The sequence below is a fragment of the Gardnerella bretellae genome (genome assembly GCF_048545135.1).
In the GTDB taxonomy this organism is placed as follows: domain Bacteria; phylum Actinomycetota; class Actinomycetes; order Actinomycetales; family Bifidobacteriaceae; genus Bifidobacterium; species Bifidobacterium greenwoodii.
Map to the genome: position 1 here is coordinate 259750 of NZ_JBKQXU010000003.1, position 19646 is coordinate 279395.

The 19646-nt window shown below is 43.0% G+C and carries 15 protein-coding genes and 2 tRNA genes; 16 read left to right on the top strand and 1 reads right to left on the bottom strand.

Annotation, left to right across the window (positions count from 1 at the left end; genetic code table 11):
- Positions 1 to 55 precede the first annotated feature (55 nt).
- The 7 genes from argS to ACJV7B_RS03865 all read left to right on the top strand — a co-directional run bounded on the left by argS (position 56) and on the right by ACJV7B_RS03865 (position 9612).
- Positions 56 to 1852 (top strand): arginine--tRNA ligase, encoded by a 1797-nt coding sequence (argS, locus tag ACJV7B_RS03835; protein WP_419389001.1) that lies wholly within the window; start codon positions 56 to 58, stop codon positions 1850 to 1852.
- A gap of 256 nt (positions 1853 to 2108) precedes the next feature.
- A complete protein-coding gene (gene brnQ, locus ACJV7B_RS03840) occupies positions 2109 to 3656 on the top strand; it encodes a branched-chain amino acid transport system II carrier protein (protein WP_308582093.1) in 1548 nt (515 codons plus the stop codon).
- A 370-nt stretch (positions 3657 to 4026) separates the two neighbouring features.
- The gene (locus ACJV7B_RS03845) at positions 4027 to 5307 is read left to right on the top strand and encodes an ABC transporter substrate-binding protein (protein ID WP_419389002.1); all 1281 of its coding nucleotides are present in this window, start codon (positions 4027 to 4029) and stop codon (positions 5305 to 5307) included.
- Between the two features lie 2 nt (positions 5308 to 5309).
- A complete protein-coding gene (locus tag ACJV7B_RS03850) occupies positions 5310 to 6275 on the top strand; it encodes a carbohydrate ABC transporter permease (RefSeq protein WP_004135808.1) in 966 nt (321 codons plus the stop codon).
- A complete protein-coding gene (locus tag ACJV7B_RS03855; protein WP_004135807.1) occupies positions 6259 to 7101 on the top strand; it encodes a carbohydrate ABC transporter permease in 843 nt (280 codons plus the stop codon). Before ACJV7B_RS03850 ends, ACJV7B_RS03855 begins: the two co-directional genes overlap by 17 nt.
- 55 nt (positions 7102 to 7156) lie before the next feature.
- Positions 7157 to 8551 (top strand): glycoside hydrolase family 13 protein, encoded by a 1395-nt coding sequence (locus ACJV7B_RS03860; protein WP_419389003.1) that lies wholly within the window; start codon positions 7157 to 7159, stop codon positions 8549 to 8551.
- Positions 8548 to 9612 (top strand): LacI family DNA-binding transcriptional regulator, encoded by a 1065-nt coding sequence (locus ACJV7B_RS03865; protein WP_004134179.1) that lies wholly within the window; start codon positions 8548 to 8550, stop codon positions 9610 to 9612. The genes ACJV7B_RS03860 and ACJV7B_RS03865 overlap by 4 nt, the downstream gene beginning before the upstream one ends.
- Positions 9613 to 9641: 29 nt before the next feature.
- On the opposite strand, the gene ACJV7B_RS03870 is transcribed toward ACJV7B_RS03865, so the two are convergent.
- Entirely contained in the window at positions 9642 to 9989 is a 348-nt protein-coding gene (locus tag ACJV7B_RS03870; RefSeq protein ID WP_419389004.1) for a phenylpyruvate tautomerase MIF-related protein, read from the bottom strand.
- Between the two features lie 84 nt (positions 9990 to 10073).
- Between ACJV7B_RS03870 and ACJV7B_RS03875 the strand changes: the two genes are divergently transcribed.
- The 9 genes from ACJV7B_RS03875 to ACJV7B_RS03915 all read left to right on the top strand — a co-directional run bounded on the left by ACJV7B_RS03875 (position 10074) and on the right by ACJV7B_RS03915 (position 19627).
- Entirely contained in the window at positions 10074 to 10583 is a 510-nt protein-coding gene (locus ACJV7B_RS03875; protein ID WP_419389024.1) for a GtrA family protein, read from the top strand.
- A gap of 15 nt (positions 10584 to 10598) precedes the next feature.
- Complete coding sequence (locus ACJV7B_RS03880) at positions 10599 to 11315, top strand: histidine phosphatase family protein (RefSeq protein WP_419389005.1); 717 nt, start codon at positions 10599 to 10601, stop codon at positions 11313 to 11315.
- 44 nt (positions 11316 to 11359) lie between these two features.
- Positions 11360 to 12349, top strand: coding sequence for a hypothetical protein (locus tag ACJV7B_RS03885; RefSeq protein ID WP_419389006.1), 990 nt, complete (start codon positions 11360 to 11362; stop codon positions 12347 to 12349).
- A gap of 27 nt (positions 12350 to 12376) precedes the next feature.
- A complete protein-coding gene (gltX, locus tag ACJV7B_RS03890; protein ID WP_419389007.1) occupies positions 12377 to 13939 on the top strand; it encodes a glutamate--tRNA ligase in 1563 nt (520 codons plus the stop codon).
- Positions 13940 to 14124: 185 nt separating this feature from the next.
- Positions 14125 to 14197 (top strand) — tRNA-Glu (locus ACJV7B_RS03895).
- A gap of 40 nt (positions 14198 to 14237) precedes the next feature.
- Positions 14238 to 14309, top strand: a tRNA-Gln gene (locus ACJV7B_RS03900).
- 460 nt (positions 14310 to 14769) lie between these two features.
- Complete coding sequence (locus ACJV7B_RS03905) at positions 14770 to 16062, top strand: metallophosphoesterase (protein WP_419389008.1); 1293 nt, start codon at positions 14770 to 14772, stop codon at positions 16060 to 16062.
- Positions 16063 to 16172: 110 nt separating this feature from the next.
- The gene (gene murA / locus ACJV7B_RS03910) at positions 16173 to 17534 is read left to right on the top strand and encodes a UDP-N-acetylglucosamine 1-carboxyvinyltransferase (protein ID WP_050543282.1); all 1362 of its coding nucleotides are present in this window, start codon (positions 16173 to 16175) and stop codon (positions 17532 to 17534) included.
- Between the two features lie 167 nt (positions 17535 to 17701).
- Positions 17702 to 19627, top strand: coding sequence for a serine/threonine protein kinase (locus tag ACJV7B_RS03915; protein ID WP_419389009.1), 1926 nt, complete (start codon positions 17702 to 17704; stop codon positions 19625 to 19627).
- The last annotated feature ends 19 nt before the right edge of the window (positions 19628 to 19646 follow it).

The following is a 19646-nucleotide window of genomic DNA, read 5'->3' on the forward strand; positions in this document are numbered from 1 at the left end:
CGCTTTTTGTGTATTTAATCGCTAAGCATCGCGCGGTAACGCTAGACTGTAAACCATGAATCCAGAAAGCTTAAGTGAATTAATTGAAAAAATTGCTAAAGATTTAGTAGCAAACGGTAAAGCTGGCAGTCTAACAGAAGATTTGATTCCTGCTGCCGAAAAACTTGCAGTTATGAGGCCAAAAGATCGCGCACACGGCGATTGGTCTACGAACGTTGCTATGCAGCTTGCTAAAAAAGCTGGTATGAAGCCTCACGATTTAGCTGAACTTTTTGCAGAGCGCTTGCAAGAAGCGGAAGGTATTGCATCTATAGAAGTGGCAGGTCCTGGCTTTATTAACATAACGCTTGATTCTGCTTCTGCGGCGGCAGTCGTAGACGAAGTCTTAAAGCAGGGTGCGGATTTTGGTAAGAATGCTCACTTGGGCGGCAAAACCTTAAATCTTGAGTTTGTTTCAGCAAACCCAACTGGTCCAATTCATATTGGTGGAACTCGCTGGGCTGCAGTTGGTGATTCAATGGCTCGAGTTTTGGAAGCAAACGGCGCAAAAGTTGTGCGCGAATACTACTTCAACGATCACGGCGAGCAAATTAACCGTTTTGCAAAGTCTTTAGTTGCGGCAGCTCATGGCGAAGAAACGCCTGCAGACGGCTACAAAGGCGCGTATATTAACGAAATCGCGGACGCTGTTATAAAAGAAGCGAATGCGGATGGCGTTGATATTCTTTCTTTGCCTAGAGTCGATCTTGGAAAAGACGAGGAAGGATTGCCGCTTGGCGAAGGAGATTCCGAGCAGCGCGAAGAGTTCCGCAAGCGCGCAGTGCCAATGATGTTTGCCGAAATTCGCAAGTCCATGCGCGATTTTCGCGTTGGTTTCGACGTGTGGTTCCACGAAAACAGCCTGTACGAGGATGGCGAAGTCGAACGCGCTATTGCAGACTTGCGTGAGCGTGGAGACATTTTTGAAAAAGACGGAGCAACTTGGTTTGAATCCACTAAGCATGGCGACGACAAGGATCGCGTAATTATTAAATCCGACGGCAACTACGCCTACTTTGCTGCAGATATTGCGTACTATCGCAACAAGCGCCACCGCGAACAGAATCCTGCAGACGTAGCAATCTACATGCTCGGCGCGGATCATCACGGCTATATTGGTCGAATGATGGCAATGTGCGCTGCTTTTGGAGATAATCCTGGCGAAAACATGCAGATTCTTATTGGCCAGCTTGTAAACGTTATGAAAGACGGCAAGCCAGTGCGCATGAGTAAGCGTGCTGGAAACGTTATTACTATTGACGATTTAGTTGATGCAATTGGCGTTGACGCTTCGCGCTACTCTCTTGCTCGTACAGACTACAACACAAGCGTTGATATTGATTTGGATTTGCTCGCTTCTCACAGCAATGATAATCCTGTGTACTACGTGCAATACGCTCACGCGCGCAGCTGCAATGTGGCTCGAAACGCAGCGGATGCTGGAATTACGCAAGATGGCGCTGATTTAAGCTTGCTTAACACCGAGGCAGATGGCGAAGTGCTGGCTGCTTTGGCGCAATGGCCTGCAGCTTTGGCACAAGCTGGCGATTTGCGCGCTCCTCACCGCGTTGCGCATTATCTTGAGGATTTGGCTGCCAGCTACCACAAGTGGTACAACCTTGAGCGCGTGGTGCCAATGGAGTTGAGCGACCCAGAAAATCGTTTGCCAGAAGCTGAGCGCGAAGCGGCTCGCATTGCAAAGTGTCCAGAGCCAGCTCGTGCTGCAGCTCGCTTAAAGCTTAACGAGGCTGTGCGCACAGTAATTGCAGAAGGCCTTGATTTGCTTGGTGTTTCTGCTCCAGAAAAGATGTGATTTTGCTTATTTTATATAAGATTTAGAGCAAAAACGTATAGCATTTTTTGATTAAGTAGGACGTTGGTAATATGCCAGCGTCCTACTTATTTTTTGATAAGAAGACACGCGCGAGATTGTAAATTTATGCCGATTAAGTACATGTGATTTATTAAGATACCCCCTAATATTATTTTCGCTTTAAATCCACAAGAAAGTCAGGGATTTGGCTGAATAATATGCTTAAACAATTTTTCACCATATAGGAGGTGTAAGCATGAGCGTCACAACACAAAGTGTCAGCACAGACAGTGCCCCGAAAAAAAGGAACCTGACAATTATTGAATCCGCATACGTGGCGGTCATGTTGTTTGGCATGTTCTTTGGCGCAGGAAATCTGATTTTCCCTGTGTTTCTTGGAGCTAATGCAGGCACTAATTCTGCGCCTGCAGCATTAGGATTTATTGTTACTGGCGTTGGCTTGCCATTGCTTGGCGTTACAGCACTCGCAATGAGCCGCGCAAACGGCCTTTTTGAGCTTTCAAGCAAAGCTAGCAAAAAGTACGGCATGTTCTTCACTTGTGTGCTGTATTTAACAATCGGCCCGTTCTTCGCAATTCCGCGCTGCGCAACAACTTCGTACACTGTTGGCTTAGAGCGTGTTGTTCCGCAAGATGGAAACGGTCAGCTTTACTTGTTCTTGTTCTCAGTAGTGTTCTTTGCGCTTGCGTTCTTCTTTGCTATGAAGCCAAGCGGCATACTTACGTGGGTTGGTAAAGTTCTTACGCCAATCTTCCTTGTGTTCCTAGCGATTTTGGTATTTACAGCACTATTTTCTCCTGTAAGTGGCGCTTCTGCGGATGCTGCTCCTATGGGAAATTACGTTAATAAGTCATTCTTTACAGGATTCTTAGATGGCTACAACACAATGGATGCTTTAGCTAGCTTGGCATTTGGAATTGTGGTTGTTAGTACTATTCGCCAATTTGGTGTAAAGGATCCTAAAGATGTGGCAGTGAATACTGCTCGTTCTGGATTCTTTAGCTGCTTGCTTATGGCAGTGATTTATGTTGCGATTGTTGTTGTTGGCGTGCGTAGCCGCGCGCTGTTCCCACCTGCGGAAAACGGTGGCGTAACTTTGGCGCAAGTTGCACGCTACCATCTTGGTAACGTTGGCTTATTCGTGCTTGCTGCAACTGTAACTCTTGCATGCTTAAAGACTGCGGTTGGCTTAATCGTAAGCTGCTCGGAAACTTTCTCTAAGTTATTCCCTAAGGGCCCTAGCTACCGTGTTTGGGCTGTGTTGATTACGCTTGTTTCGTTCGGCCTTGCAAACTTTGGTTTGAGCGCAATCATCGAATACGCTGTTCCAGTATTAATGTTCTTGTATCCACTGTCAATCGTGCTTATTCTTTTGGCTTTGTGCGGTCGACTTTTTGGAAATTCCAAAGTCGTGTACGCTTGGACACTTGGTTTTACTGGCGTTGCAGCTGTATTTGACTTTTTGAATAGTTCGCCAACAGCTTTGCGCAACGCATTGCATATGAACGATATGTTGATTGTTGCTCAAAACTGGTTGCCGTTCTCGGAATTTGGCATGGCTTGGGTTTGCCCAGCTGTTGTTGGATTTGTTGTTGGCTATGTGCGCATGGTTTTATGTGACAACAAAGGCATGGAAGAAGTGGCTCGTGCAGCTTCTGGCCCAGATCTTGAAGGCAGCGTTGCTAGCGACGATGATTATTCTTCAAGCAATGCTGAGTTTAACGAGCCTGCTGACTTCGCTAAGTCGAACGTTGATGAACCTAATTTTAGTGAGCAATCCTAAAGTTTTGTAGCGTCGCGTAGACGTCATAATAATCGCCATATTTTGATGCGTATTTTACGTAACAAGATATGGCGATTTTTGTTAAAACGCGCACTTGACTTATTTATTGGAACGATTTAGTATATTTCAATAACGAACAAAATAATGTGCAATCTAAAGTAATTCTCGCTTAGCCAGTAAAGCAAGATACAAAAGGCACGCGTCTAATGCTCGATGTTGAGGCATTAGCAAAAGTGGTTGTTCATGAGTGAAAGGAGTAAACGACGCTGTTTGCAGCATAAGTCTGGCGTTGCTATATATCAAATGATTCATTGGGCGGTATGTCCAAGAACCTTTAAGTTTCTCTAAATATTTCTAAGGAAGAACAACGATGTTGAAACTAAAAAAGTTTGGAGCAATCTCTATGATGCTCGCTGCTGCGCTGTCTCTTACTGCATGCGGTGGCGGCACAAGCTCTACAAGTAATACTCAAGGTAAAACAACCGTTTCTGTTTGGCACTACTGGGATGGTGCTAATGCGGATGCTTTTGATAAAAAAGTAAAAGCATTTAATGCTTCGCACAAGAACATTGAGATTAAAACTACAAATGTTCCTAATGCTGATTTCTTAACAAAATTACGTGCATCTGCTACGTCAAATACTTTGCCTGATATGGCCATAGGTGATTTGATTTGGATGCCTCAAATGGCGCAAATTGGCAAATCTGCAGACTTAAAAAAGCTTCTCAAGCCTGAAGTAATTGATAATATTAACCCAGCATTAAAGAATTTCGGTTCAATTGACGGTCATTTAGTATCAGTTCCAATGTCAGTCAATAATCTTGCGTACATGTACAATCGCACAGTATTTAAGAAGGCTGGTTTAGATCCAGATAAGCCGCCAAAAACTTGGGATGAATTAAAGCAAATGGCCAAGCAGATTAAAGATAAGACTGGTCTTCCAGGTTACGATTTGCCAACTGAAGCAGGAGACAGCGGTGAGGCTCTTACCTGGAACTTCCAAGTCAATCTTTGGCAAGCTGGTGGCGAATTCTTAAAGAAAGATAACTCTGCTGCAGCATTTAACACTCCTGCAGGTAAGAAAGCTGCAAACTTCTGGATGGATCTTATTAAAAGTGGAGTGAGCCCATATGCTGGATGGGGCAAGTTCGAAAAAGGTCAAGGTGGTTCTGCACAGGAAGGTTCATGGATGGTAGGTATTTGGGCTGCTGATCCGCCGTTTGATTTTGCTGCAGCGCCATTGCCAACCCCTGAAGGTGGTAAGCCATCTACCAACCTTGGCGGAGAACAAGCAATGCTATTTAATAATGATGATGCAAAAGTAAAAGCCGCTGCTGAATTTGTGACTTGGTTCTTGCAAGATAAACAAGTTCTTGATTGGTGTGAATCTACCGGCTTCCTGCCTGCAACAAAGAGTGCAGCTAGCAACGCAGAGTATCGTTCTTGGGTTGAGAAGAAAGAGCCTCGCTTGCTGCCATACATTGAACAAATGGCAACTGCTCATACTCGCCCGAATACTAAGCTATATCCACAGATTTCGTTGGCATTCGCAAAGGAAATGGAAAAAGCATTTTCTGGCGAAGTAAATGTTGATACTGCATTAAAGAATGCAGAAAAAGCAGTCAACGACGTAATAGCGCAAGGTAAGTAATCATGCGTAACCCGATAACACAGCTAAAAAATAAGCAGACAGATGCTATTGACAACGTAAAAAGTGGCAGTAGTAAGCTGATGCGAAATGGTCGTAAAACTGTAGGAAAATGGGAGCAAATTCTCACAGCATGGGGATTGTTGCTTCCGGGATTAGTGATTCTCGTCATCTTCACTTTTTATCCAATTGTTTCTGCAGCGTACACGAGCTTAACGAACTGGAACGGTTTTTCTGCAAATCCAGATTTTATTGGAATGAAGAATTATGTAAAACTATCTCAAGATCCAGAATTTTGGAATAGTCTAACTGTGACTGTTATATATGCGTTTGGCGTAGCTGTGTTATCGGTTGTTTCCGGCTTGATTTTTGCGGTATTACTAGATGCGCCAATTCGCGCTCGCGGATTGTATCGCACCATATATTTCCTTCCTGTCGTTACCTCCTCGGTGGCTGTAGCAATTGTGTGGAAATATATGTTGGATCCATCGGGTCTTGTAAATTCTGTACTCTCATCCCTAGGTATTGCAGGACCCGACTGGCTCCACGATAAGTGGCTAGCATTATTTGCTACTATATTTCTTACGGTTTGGAAGAACCTCGGTTTTAATATCATTCTATATTTGACTGCTTTGCAATCTCTTTCTAAGTCAACTTATGAAGCTGCAAGTCTTGATGGTGCTACGAGCTGGCAACAGCTGCGTTATATTACAGTTCCTCTGTTAAGACCAATGACATTCTTCGTGGTTGTGCAAGCGCTGATTAGTAGTTTCCAATCATTTGATTTAATTTACGTGTTTACTGAAGGTGGTCCTCGAGGGGGCACTGACGTACTAGGAATGTTTATGTATCGTCAAGCATTTAGGTTAGGCAATTTTGGTTATGGCACAGCAATCGCAATAGCGTCGCTGGTATTGGTACTTATCGTAACTCTTGTGCAATGGAAGGTAAGCAATGCAGAAAATAAGTAAAGTCTTTACGAGATTGCGTTCATTGCATCTTGCTCGACATATTGTGCTCATTATTGGTGCAGCTTCGGTACTTATTCCATTTATGTGGATGTTTACAACCTCGTTGCAAACAAAAGCCGAAACGTATGCTGTTCAATCAGTAATTCCAACATCATGGCATTGGGAAAATTATTTGCATGCTTGGCAAAGCGCTCCATTTGCAAACTATTATATTAATAGCTTGATTATGTCGGCAATTATTGTAATTGGTCACCTTGCGTTTGATGCTATGGCAGCTTTTGCTTTTGCGCGATTAGAGTTTCCTGGAAAGAAAATATTATTCGTGCTGCTACTTTCTGCTTTCATGGTTCCAGCCTTCGTAACAGTTATACCTATGTACGGTATTATCGCTCAGTTGCGTTGGATTGATACTATGGCAGCCTTAACAGTTCCACGTTTGGCTGATGTATTCGGCATTATTTTGCTGCGACAGCATTTTACTACTATCCCGCGTGAGTTGGATGAAGCTGCACGAATTGATGGATGTTCAAGTCTTGGTATTTTTATTAAAGTTATTCTGCCGCTTTCTAAGCCTGCTCTTGCAACTCTTGGTGTATTCTCATTCCTATTTGCATGGAATGATTTCTTGTGGCCTCTGCTGGTTACAAATGCAGAAGAAATGCGTACTATTCAAATCGGATTAAGCGGTTTTGTTGGACGTTATGGTACTTCATGGAACTATTTAATGGCTGGAACTTTGACGTCAACTTTGCCATCAATTATTATTTTCTTCTTCTTCCAAAAAGCTCTTGAACGAGGAATAGCTTCTACGGGTCTTAAAGATTGAAGAAGTGATAAAACTTTCGTAATTTGTAAAATTTACTATTTGTTAGGAACAAGTCATGCAACCTGAATGGGTAAAATCAAGTGTATTTTATCAGATTTTTCCGGAGCGTTTCGCAAATGCAAATGCTTCTATCAACCCTAATCCTGTAGAATCATGGGATAAATCTCCAACTAGAGATAATTTTTTCGGTGGTGATTTGAAAGGGATTGGGGAGCATCTGTCATATCTTGCGGATATGGGTGTCAATGCTTTATACCTCACTCCAATTTTCCAAGCAGATACGAATCATCGCTATGACGCTACTGATTATTTCAAAATTGATTCTCGACTTGGGAATGACGCAGATTTTGATGAATTTATTAAGCGCGCTCATGAATTGCAGATTCGTGTAGTTTTAGATGGTGTATTCAATCATTGTGGAATAGGCCACTGGGCTTTCCAAGATGTTGTGCGTAATGGCGAACAATCGCAATATGTTAATTGGTTTTCGGTAGAGGGATTTCCTGTAGTGTCTCATCCGGAACCGAATTATAAAACATGTTCAGGTTGCTACTATTTGCCAAAATGGAATGTATATAATCCAGAAGTTCGTAGACATCACTATAACGTTGCTAAATATTGGTTGAATCGTGGTATTGATGGTTGGCGTTTAGATGTTCCATATTTCGTAAATAAAACATTTTGGAAAGGTTTCCATAATATAGTGAAATCTTTTGGAGATGATAAATACTTAGTAGCTGAAGAATGGCGTAACCCTTCTCAATGGCTTACTCCTGAACTTATGGATGGAACCATGAATTATACTGTTCGTGATTTAGTCCTAGGTTTTTGCGCTGATGAAACTTTGGATGCTTATGATTTTGCAGATGGCATGAATGCTTTGTATAACGATATTCCGGAAGAGCATCGCTCTTGTATGTTGAATTTGCTTGGTAGTCATGATACTGAGCGCTTGCTTACGCGCACAAAGGCTCATGAATATGCTTGGGATACACCTGCTGAAGACGCTGAGAATTTAGCTTACGTTCTGCTATTTGCTGCTGATGGAGCTCCTATGGTGTATTACGGCGATGAAAATGGCATGGAAGGAGAAAATGATCCGGGTTGTCGTGCTCCTATGATTTGGGATGAGAATGCTTGGAATTTATCTGTTCGTAAAACAGTTTGCAAATTAATGCGTCTGCGTAGAGAAAATGCTGCTCTCCAATATGGCAGGCAGCATGTAGCTGCTTTAGGTAAACATACTGTGTGTGTTACGCGTACTTTGCCTTCAGGGCGTGCGTGCTTATGCTTAGTGCATCGCGGATCTGGAGCTTACATCAATTGTGATGATTTGCCAGTGCGTATGGATCGTGCGCTATTTGGTGTGCCAAGTATAATAGGTAATCAATACCGTATGGGAGAAAAATCCATCATAATGTATGAAGGTGAAGCAGTGGGGAAGCTATGAATGTTCGTAGAGTGACTATTAAAGATGTTGCAAAGAAAGCTAATGTTTCCAAGTCTGCAGTATCTTTTGCATATAATGATCCGTCAAAACTGTCTGAGGCGACGGTTGAGCATATTATGCAAACTGCTGAAGAAATGGGATATGTGCGAAGTGCAACAGCTAGAGCGTTGCGTACAAATTCTTCGAATGCTTTGGGCTTGTTGCTTCCGCAAGGTATTGATACGATTTTGCAAAATCCTTATTATTCACTTTTGATTCAAGGCATTGGGCAGGTTTGCCAGTCGGAAGGCTACACTTTGATGCTTGTCCCTCCATTAAGAGGTTCAATGTTAAAAGCTATTCCTACAGCTGCAGTAAGCGGTTTTATAATTTGCGGCTTGGAAGCTGAGCGTGCAGAAGTTGTTGAAATTTTGAATAAGCATGTTCCTGTAGTGATTGTTGATCCTGCTCAACCTATTAACGTTCCAACTGTAGAAGTCGACGACGAGCATGATTTTGAAGATTTAGTAGATCGACTTATTGATTTAGGTCATAGGAATATTGGTATTGCAGCAATTGAAACGAAATCGCATACTGATTATCCGGGATGGCAAGGAATAGTTGGTAGACGCATGGCAAGTGTTGTGCGTGCGCTTAGAAAGCACAACTTATCGCCGGAAGATAAAGAGATTACCGTTATAGAAACGCCTTGCACATATCAGGGTGGGGCTGATGTTTTCAACAAAATGTGGAATGACATTGATATTGAATGTAGGCCTACTGCGATTGTGTCGTTTAGTGACATTATTGCGCTAGGCGTGCTTGGAGCAGCTCAAGCGCAAGGATTACGCGTTCCTGAAGATCTTTCTATTACTGGTTATGATGATTTGCCTTTGTCTACAATTTGCACGCCTAGATTAACTACGGTTCATCAGCCAATTACTTCGAAAGGACGTTTGGCTGCAGAAAGTTTGATTGATCAAATACGTTTTAATGAAGAAGCTTTGCCTGTTTCGCATAAAAAACTAGGAACTGCCCTCATCGTGCGTGAATCTGTTGGGGCAGCTCCTACTAAGAAGTAATTGGCTTTAATATATTTTGCAGTTTTTACCTAGAAGTTGCCGCCGTTCCAACCCCAGTCGGTGGTTGCAGTGTAACGAATGTAAGTGCGGTCTTGTGGCACTCCAAGCTCGCTCTCCAAAGCCGCCATAATTTGCTCAGTTAACTTTTCCCAAGCCGAACCAGGCACGCTAGAGCCAAAAACGTTCACTTCAACGTAAGCTGCAGGTTTGGAATCGTCTCCTGCAAAATAAATCGGCATATTATCTTCGAACGGGCACATAAGCCAATGCTCACTTTTGCCTGGAACTGCGTTAATCGCCTTGCCGTAAGCAGCTTTTAATGCGTCGCGCTGGGCAGGTGTTGTGCTTACGGAAACATGAGTATGAATAACTGGCATAATTGCTCCCTTGCTAAATTTAGTAAGTTTTATTACGTAACAATTATATGTTAATTGTTAGCCGTCGCGTGTTTAATGGAATATATGAAAAAGCTTATTGAACAGGTTGTTAAATTCGGAATTGTAGGAATTATCGCGCTTATTATTGATGTTGCGCTTCTGAATTTGTTGCTTCTTGTGCACTTAAATAATGTTGCTGCAGGCACTATTTCGTTTATTATTTCGCTTATTTTTAACTACATTGCCAGCATGAAATACGTGTTTAAGCACCGCGAAGACATGGCTCGTTGGCTGGAATTGCTGATTTTCGTTATTTCCGCGGTTATTGGCTTGCTTATTAACGACGCGATTATTTGGGCTAGCACTTTTGGAATGGCACAAACTTTGCGCGGCACTGCAATTTACATGCTTCGCACAAACATTGGCAAGCTTATTGCAACAGTAGTTGTAGCTATATGGAATTTTGTTATTAGAAAGTGGCTTTTAGACGATACAAAGTCGCAAAAACCTGGTTATGATGCCGCTAAAGACAATACTTTTGCGCATAAGTTGGGTGAGTGGTCGCTGAATCATACGCCAAAAGGTTGGAAGTAAAAGTAGGAGTTAGTAATGCCGGCTACAACAATTCATTTTGTGCGTCACGGGGAAGTTGATAATCCGAATCATGTGCTGTACGAGCGTCTGCCGGGATTCCATCTTTCTGTGCGAGGCGTGCGAATGGCAAGAGCTACTGCGCAATATATTGCAACTGTGCCGCAAATGCGTGGGATTAGCGCAATCTACTCGTCTCCTCTTGATCGCACTCGCGAAACAGCGCGCGAAATCGAGGATGCTTTGCGTGCTGTTCCTGATTCTTGCTATGTAAAAGCGCACTGCGGTGAGGATTCTGTGCAATCTTCTGTGCAATCTTCTGTGCAATCTCATGAAAGCGACATTATTTTAGATAAGCGCTTGATTGAAGCTGGTAATAATTTCCGCGGAAAACGCATCGGCTATGGTGAAGGTGCATTGTGGAAAAACAATAATTGGAAGCTTGTTGCGAATTTGTGGAAGCCAAGTTGGGGAGAAAGCTACCGCAGTATTGCTACTCGTGTTGGTGATTTTGCGCGCGAGCAGGTTCGTAAGCATCCTGGCGAGCAAATTGTGGCTGTAACGCATGAGTCGCCGATTTGGTCTTACCGCCATCTGCTGGAAACTGGCCATGCTGAGCACAATATGCTTCTTCGCCACACGGCGTTGGCGTCAATTACTTCTATTACTTACGATTGCAAGACTTTGCGCGTACTTTCTATTACGTATGTAGATCCTGCAGCAAACGTTAAGTAATATAAAGGAATTGTAAGTAAGCGATGAAGGTAAAGGGACGTTCGATGGTAGATTCTTTTGAAAGCGCGGAAGTTGAAACCGCAAAAAATGAAAGCGCGGAAAATCTAAAGAACGCAGCTCAATCTGCCGCAAATTTGACCGCATTGTGGCCGTTAACAGAAGCGCGACACTTAGATAACGACGCAAAATACGCGGAAAATCTGGAAGTGCGCTCAATGCGAGCAATAGCGCGAATGCTTACGAATCTTGACGTTACTGTGCCGGATGCTGAATTTGTGTACGAAGGTGCGGATGAAATTCCGGGCAGACCTCAAGAAATTGTTGACGCTTTGCTCGCGGCTGCGGACGCCTACGATGAAATGGATTCGTGCTACGAGCCTAATTACGATGAAGCGGAAGCGGAAATTTTAGAAAACGACGTCAATAATAACGTCAATAATATAGAAACTATTTTTAATAAACTTGCCTATCACTCTTCTGCGGATGCTGATGCAATTAATAGCGCTGCAGATATGCTGGGAGTGCAAGGAAATTGGGTTGCTGAAGATTTGCAAAACGCTATCGAATACGCAAAAAAGCAATCTTCTAAATACATGGAATCTGTAGAGTCGCAAAAAATTATGCTGGTTTTGTGTATTCTTATCAAGCTAGTTGCAAAAACTAGTGATATTAAAGAAACTTTACCGGTTTTCCTTTATATTAACGAAGTATGCGAGTGTGCTGGAGTGCCTCGCATGATGTTTAAAGATACTCAGTGGTGCGAGCTTGTTGATTACGTGCGCAATTCGCAAGTAGACTGCAACGAAAGTAACGAAAGTAACAAAAGTAACGAAAATAGTATTAGCGCTTTAATTAATTTTGCGTCGCCTTTGTTAGCTGCGGAATGGCAAAAGCATCGTGAAGATGTGTTGTGGGATCCAGAAGTTGCGAAGAAGCTTGCGAAAGAAGAGGACGATAGAAAGTCTCGCGAAGCGTTAGCAGCAAAATTTGCGCATGTAGAAGGAAATAAGGAATCTACGCAAGCTTTGGACTGATGTAATCCGTCCGTAACGCGCGGCACAATGGAACTTATGACTGATACAGAGGAAACTCAAAACGCTGCGCAAGTTGCAGCAAAATCCGAAAAGCCTGAACTTCCAAAGAATGTTCGTGTGCGTTTTTGCCCTTCGCCAACCGGCACACCTCACGTGGGTATGGTTCGTACTGCGCTGTTTAATTGGGCAGAGGCTCGCCATACTCACGGCAAGTTGCTGTTCCGTATTGAAGATACCGATAATGAGCGCGATAGTGAGGAAAGCTACCAGCAGATTATTGAGGCTCTTCGTTGGCTAAATATTGATTGGGACGAGGGTATTGATGTTGGTGGAGATAATGGTCCATACCGCCAGTCCCAGCGCATGGAAATTTATAAAGACGTAGCACAAAAGCTTTTTGAAGCAGGATACGCTTACGAATCCTTCTCTACTCCTGAAGAAATTAAGGAGCGTAATATTGCTGCTGGTCGTCCAGCTGAGTTTGGCTACGATGGCTACGATCGCAATCTTACTGAAGAGCAGAAGCAAGCTTTCCGCGACGAAGGCCGTAAGCCTGCGCTTCGTTTGAAGATGCCAAATGAAGACATTACTTTTAACGATTTAATTCGTGGCGAAATCACTTTTAAGGCTGGTTCTGTTCCAGATTATGTGATTGTGCGCCCGAATGGCGACCCGCTTTACACGCTTACGAACCCTGTTGACGATGCTTTAATGGATGTGAACGTGGTTTTGCGCGGTGAGGATATTCTTAGCTCCACACCTCGCCAGATTGTGCTTTACCGTTACCTTATGGAAATGGGTATTGCTAAGGAAACTCCGCTTTACGGACACATGCCTTATGTTATGGGCGAAGGTAAGAAGAAGCTTTCTAAGCGAGACCCTGAGTCCAACTTGTTCTTGCATAGAGATAACGGCTTTATTCCAGAAGGCTTGCTGAACTACTTGGCTTTGCTTGGCTGGTCGATCGCTCCTGATCGTGACGTGTTCACTATGGACGAAATGATTGAAAAGTTTGATGTGCGAGACGTTAAAGCAAATCCTGCACACTTTGACTTGGATAAAGCAATTTCGATTAACGCTGAGCATATTCGTATGCTTGATCCTCAAGATTTCTTGAACCGTTCCGTGCCTTACTTGCATAAGGATGGCGTAGTTAGTGCGGATAATTGGGATGCCTTAACTGACCGCGAGCGTGAAGTGCTAACTGCTGCAGCTCCTCTTGTTCAGCCTCGCGTGCGTTTGCTTGGTGAGGTTGCTGGAATGGTTGGAAGCCTTCTTAGTGAAGATGGCTACATTGCTCCAGATGACGACGCTCGTAAGCAGCTTAAGGAATCTGCAGGCGAGGTTCTTGACGCTGCGCTCGCTGCCTTGAAGGACGTTGATGCTTCTGATTGGCATACTGATTCCTTGCATGAGCTTTTGAACAAGAAGCTTGTTGAGGAAGCTGGTTACAAGCCGCGCTTGGCGTTTGGCCCTGTGCGAGTTGCTCTTTCTGGCCGTCGCGTTTCGCCTCCACTGTTTGAGTCCATGGAAATTGTGGGCAAGGACATGACTCTGGCGCGTTTGGCTGGATTGCGTGAGCATTTGTAAATCACAAATAATTTATAATCGCAAATAAAATTTTAATAAGGCGGGAGTGTGGCACTATTGCTACGTTTCCGCCTTTTTATTTGTTTTATGTTTTAATATATTTTCGACACGCCGCGGTTGCATGTATTTGCTTTATGTTGTAAAGTCGCTATTTGTTGCGTCAAGAGGCGTAGCGATAAATGAAAGCCCCCGTCGTCTAGCGGCCTAGGACTACGCCCTCTCACGGCGCCAACACCGGTTCAAATCCGGTCGGGGGTACGAAGACGGAACGGTTCCAAGAGCCGCGAAGCCTGCCAATTGGGGTATGGTGTAATTGGCAACACAGGTGATTCTGGTTCATCCATTCTTGGTTCGAGTCCAGGTACCCCAGCGAATAGCTCTCGTAGAACGAGGGCTTTTTTGTTATCTATATAAATTTCTGAGAATCATACGTTTAAAAATCACATACGTTTAAAAATCAAAAACCCCGGCGCGTGACCGGGGTTAGAGAAAAGAGAAGAAGAGAGGTTAAGTTCTTTAAGGTTTCGTAACTACTTGTTTGTAGTTCGTTTTCCTTTTGATGTATCTATAATAAACACATTATGCTGAGTGCAATAATGCGATTGCCTGTAAGTTTCCTGTGAATTTGTAACTATTTTGCTGATTTTTGCTGATTTTTGCTGATTTCCACCCATTCTTCACCAGTTTGCACCTGTTTTTTCGTTGGATCAACGAGTTTTGCTAATCTCAATCATTTTGCAAGCAAACCGATTTTTACAAGAATTAGCGAATTTTTGAAAACACTGCAAAAAATTTAGTGAGTCGTTTCGTATCTGCCGTATGCTTAAAGTATGAGTGATTCTGCACAATCTGAAGTTACTGCAAACGCAGAGCTTCCTTTATCAATTTCAGCGCGATTGGGACGCTTACAGTTCCATCTTTCTGGTAAGTTTCGCGTACTTCAATGTGCAGATGTTCAAGATGTTCCTAAAGTGTCGTCGGATACTATTCGACTAATTGAATCTGCTTGCGGCGCCGTGCGTCCCGATTTGGTTGTGTTTACAGGTAATCAGATTGCTGGCTACGAAAAAGTTTTTTCGAGCACTTTTACGCGCAGACGTTGGCAGAAGTCTGAAAATATGTCTGACTTTGATAGGAAGCAGCTACTTCAGCAGGTTAAAAACGGAATATCTCGCTTAGTTGAACCATTGGAAAAGCGCAAAATTCCATGGGTTGTAACATATGGTAATCATGATTTTCAGTGTGGATTAAGTAACGAGGAGCTTGACTCACTGTATCGTGAATTTTCTTGCTGCATGAATCGTGTTTCTAACTATACGTCTTCATCAAGCGCAATGCAGTCAACGAATTGTATTTTACACAAGCAGATTATATTGCCTTGTGAGCCTGGTACTTTCGCTCTTCCAGTTATGGACGAAAGTCAAGAAAATGTTGTTTTTTCAATTGTTTTAATAGATTCAGGAGATTATTCTCAATCGGGCGGCTACGGCCAGCCTTCTAAAAAGGCTCTTAATTTTGTAGAAAAGCTTCCGGATTCTTTGCCGCCTCGTTTCTTCGTGTTTCAGCATTTTCCGTTGCAACAGTATTATCGTGTTCTTCGTGAGGTTTCTAAAGATTCTGCTGCACAAGAAAGCGCAATTGAAGGGTATCGTACTTTTTCTGGACGTTACTACGCTCTTGACGAGAATCGTGTTCTTCCGGACGGCTATTTGGGAGAGGGTATTAGTTGCCCAGATGTTGACAGCGGCGAGTTTGCGCTTTTAGCTAAAGTTGGCGCGTTTGCTGTTGTTGCTGGTCACGATCATCTAAATGCTTTTGCTGGTAAAGAGCCTGAAAAGAATATGCTTCTTATTGCAACTCCTACTTGTGGATTTAGTTCATACGGCCCGGAGCCTGCAAAGCGTGGTGTACGTTTGCTTGAATTTGATATTCGTCACCCATTTGAACCGCGCACGCAAATGCTGGAATTTGGCAATCTTGTTGGCAAACCATCAACTAAAAAGGCTTATACGTATGGTCTTACCGCAGAATCTGAGCATGATTTACCTGAGGTTGATTTATTGCGAAAACCATCATTGCTAACTAAGTTAATTCGCAGATGGCGTCAGCATCAAACCCATTAAAATGCGAGTTTAGCGGAGTTAGTATTTTATTAAGCAATATATCTGAGCGCGTTGGCAAGTATGCCGGTATGATAGTTAATAGTTTTTTAGCGCGAACGAAAGAGGTAAACGTGTCCGCACATAATACGGCTGAACAGAACAACAATAGTGGCATTGATGCTGCAGACGTGTTGCATGTAGAAGGTGGTAAGCCGCTTAATGGCACTATTAAAGTGCGTGGTGCGAAGAATTTTGTAAGCAAGGCAATGGTTGCTGCTCTTTTAGCACCTGGAAAGTCTGTGCTTAAAAATGTTCCAGAAATTCGTGACGTGCATGTTGTTTCAGATTTATTGCGTTTGCATGGTGTTTCTGTAGACGTAAATGGTCCGGAAGGAATCGTTACAATCGACGCAACAAAAGTGCAGCTCGCAGATGTTGCAGACGTCGATACTCTTTCCGGCTCTTCGCGTATTCCTATTCTTTTCTCTGGTCCTCTTCTTCATCGTCTTGGAGAAGCGTTTATTCCAGCGCTTGGAGGCTGTAATATTGGCGGTCGCCCAATTGATTTCCATCTTGAAACCTTGCGAAAGCTTGGTGCAAATGTAGATAAAGATCACGAGGATGGCATTCATATTACTGCACCTAACGGTTTGCACGGTACTAAAATTCATCTGCCGTATCCTTCTGTTGGAGCAACGGAGCAGACTTTACTTGCAGCAGTTCTTGCAGAAGGTCGAACTGAGCTTTCGGGTGCTGCAATTGAGCCTGAAATTATGGATTTGGTAGCTGTTTTGCAAAAAATGGGTGCGATTATTTCTGTAGACGTTGACCGTACTTTCCGAATTGAAGGCGTAAAAGAATTACAAGGCTATACGCATACTTCACTAACCGATCGAATTGAAGCTGCTTCTTGGGCTTCGGCGGCTCTTGCTACTCACGGAGACGTGTTTATTAAGGGCGCAACTCAGCCGGAAATGATGACTTTCTTAAACGTGTTCCGCAAAGTTGGCGGACAATTCGACGTTACGGATAAAGGTATTAGATTCTGGCATCCGGGTGGAGATTTGCATCCTGTTGCTATTGAAACCGACGTGCATCCTGGTTTTATGACGGATTGGCAGCAGCCGCTTGTTGTTGCGCTTACTCAGGCGAAGGGCTTGAGTATTGTGCATGAAACGGTTTACGAGAATCGTTTTGGTTTCACTAAGCCTCTTGTCCAAATGGGTGCTATGGTTCAGCTGTATCGTGAGTGCTTGGGTTCTCTTCCTTGCCGCTTCCAGCAGCGCAATTACAAGCATTCTGCCGTGATTTTTGGACCTACTCCTTTAACCGGTCAAGATATTGACGTTCCGGATTTGCGAGGCGGTTTTAGTCACTTGATTGCAGCTCTTACTGCTAAAGGTCCATCTAATGTTCGCGGTATTTCGCTAATTGATCGCGGTTACGCTGATTTTCGCGGAAAACTTCTTGCACTTGGCGCGGATATTGACTAATTAATCCAAGTATTTTGTAGGATTCTAAGCTTTTAACCACAATAGGTAAAAAAGCTTTTTTATGCACGAAATTATCGATACAGTAGTCGCAATTGTAATTTAATTGCTCAGTAAATTAACCAAATTTTGCCGAGCAATTTACATTATTTAGATTGCGAGGCTTAACGATGGTTTGTGTAGGAGGGCGATACCAGTTACTAGGAGAGCTGGGTTGCGGTGGTACTTCAACCGTATTTCTTGCGGTTGATACCGTGCTGCACAAACAGTGGGCTGTAAAAGAAACCTTGCTTCAAGGTGACGAATCGTATCGCAAAAATATAGTCCAATCTTTACGTGCTGAAGTTGATGTATTAAAAGAGTGCGATCACCCTGCAATACCTAGAATCGTCGATTTTTTTGAAGAAAATGGTCGAGCTTATGCCGTACGAGATTATGTAAAAGGACGTTCCCTTAAATCAATTGTTGACGAAGAAGGTTTACAAAACCCTGCAACGGTTAAAAACTGGGGAGTGCAATTATGCTCGGTTTTAGCTTACTTGCACTCGCATTATCCTCCAATTATTTATGGTGATCTTAAACCTTCAAACGTTATTATTTCGCAAGACGGAACAGTTCGTCTAATTGACTTTGGTGCCGCAAGCAAATTGTATACTCGCGAAGGATCTGTTGATTTTCAATCTGCTAGTATGAGAGGTTTTGAGAAATCGGATTTGCGTTTTGCAACTCCACGTTTTTCAGCGCCTGAAGTTTTAGATGGTAGTGAGGAAATAACTCCTGCTAGTGACGTTTATGCTCTTGGAATGACATTGAGATACGCGTTATTTCCTAGCGATGCTTCTAAAGCAGGTCTGCAAGCTGTAACTGTAAGTAGCGAAAATCGCGAATTGTTTGAGAATCTAGTATCTGTTATTGCACTGGCAACTACTTCTAACCCTTCCCACAGGTATAAAGATTGCGAAGAGATGCTTTCTGCGCTAGAGTCATGCGGATTAAGCAGCAATAGAAGTTCATTAAATAATAAAAATTCTGTTATTAGCAGGCGAAAAAGTCGAGAATCTTCTATAAAGAGACGAAAGCGTAGCCTGCAGATTAGCACTCCTGTAAAAACTGCAGGCTTATCTGCATTGCTGCTATTTTTTGTGGTCGTATTATTCAACTGCCTGCCTATTTTTAGCAGCAATGCAGCGGTTAAGCCTACGAACAAAACTTTAAGTGTAGAAGAGAAAATAAGTCGCCTGAAATTAATAAAGAAAAATAAAGCAGATTACGATTCTCTAATACGTATGGCAGAACGTGAAAGTAGCTCCGATTTTGCTAAACGCTATATTTCGCGCGCTATGAAAATCCAAAATAGTATGTTGCAAAAGCATTACGTTCGGCAAATGTCTTTTAGACCTTTGCGCGTTTTGCTGCGCTCGCAACTTGCAGATCAGCAGTGGAGTGCGGTTGAGGAGCGCGATTTTATGAGCTTAATAAGTAAGTATGATCATCAGCTGCGTTCAAATAGCAACGATTGGGCAAGTATTTCTGGCGATATTGGTAAAGCGTATTGGTACTATTTTGCAGGATTTTCTGGGAAAGTTGCGAATACGGAAAGGCTTTCGCGCATGCGAGTGGCGAGGGCTTGGTTTGTTGACGCATTGGCAGCTTCCAAATCAGCTTTAGTGAAAAATCAAGTGCACGAAGCACACAAGGAAGCAAGTAATAAAGCAAGTATGTTTAAGGCTTATGTTGCTATTTCTGATTGCTACGCTCGTCTTGTTGATGTTAGTACAGATGCTCCAAATGAAGAAACGTATAAACAGTATGTGAACTATTTGCTGAATCTTATAAAAATATCGAAGCAGAATAATGTGAACATACTTCGCATTGATACTGGTGAATTGGTGCTGCAATCCTTACATTCTTGGATGCGGATGTTGCGCGGAAGTGGTTTTAGTAAGCAAGAAGTTCAACAGTTATGTGATGATGCGAAAAATCTTCTTGATCAGGCACATGCTTCGAATGATGATGTTGCAAAAAGGCAAAAAGCTGCGCTTGATAGTGTGCGTCAAATTCAAGATGAAATCAACTCAATTTTTTCAGAAAAATAATTTAAGTAATAAAAATTAA

Coding starts and splice junctions, on each gene's coding strand:
- ACJV7B_RS03885 (WP_419389006.1), top strand. CDS start 11,360: ATGGTAGATTCTTTTGAAAGCGCGGAAGTTGAAACCGCAAAAAATGAA.
- argS (WP_419389001.1), top strand. CDS start 56: ATGAATCCAGAAAGCTTAAGTGAATTAATTGAAAAAATTGCTAAAGAT.
- ACJV7B_RS03915 (WP_419389009.1), top strand. CDS start 17,702: ATGGTTTGTGTAGGAGGGCGATACCAGTTACTAGGAGAGCTGGGTTGC.
- brnQ (WP_308582093.1), top strand. CDS start 2,109: ATGAGCGTCACAACACAAAGTGTCAGCACAGACAGTGCCCCGAAAAAA.
- ACJV7B_RS03845 (WP_419389002.1), top strand. CDS start 4,027: ATGTTGAAACTAAAAAAGTTTGGAGCAATCTCTATGATGCTCGCTGCT.
- ACJV7B_RS03855 (WP_004135807.1), top strand. CDS start 6,259: ATGCAGAAAATAAGTAAAGTCTTTACGAGATTGCGTTCATTGCATCTT.
- ACJV7B_RS03880 (WP_419389005.1), top strand. CDS start 10,599: ATGCCGGCTACAACAATTCATTTTGTGCGTCACGGGGAAGTTGATAAT.
- ACJV7B_RS03865 (WP_004134179.1), top strand. CDS start 8,548: ATGAATGTTCGTAGAGTGACTATTAAAGATGTTGCAAAGAAAGCTAAT.
- ACJV7B_RS03875 (WP_419389024.1), top strand. CDS start 10,074: ATGAAAAAGCTTATTGAACAGGTTGTTAAATTCGGAATTGTAGGAATT.
- gltX (WP_419389007.1), top strand. CDS start 12,377: ATGGAACTTATGACTGATACAGAGGAAACTCAAAACGCTGCGCAAGTT.
- ACJV7B_RS03850 (WP_004135808.1), top strand. CDS start 5,310: ATGCGTAACCCGATAACACAGCTAAAAAATAAGCAGACAGATGCTATT.
- ACJV7B_RS03905 (WP_419389008.1), top strand. CDS start 14,770: ATGAGTGATTCTGCACAATCTGAAGTTACTGCAAACGCAGAGCTTCCT.
- ACJV7B_RS03870 (WP_419389004.1), bottom strand. CDS start 9,989: ATGCCAGTTATTCATACTCATGTTTCCGTAAGCACAACACCTGCCCAG.
- ACJV7B_RS03860 (WP_419389003.1), top strand. CDS start 7,157: ATGCAACCTGAATGGGTAAAATCAAGTGTATTTTATCAGATTTTTCCG.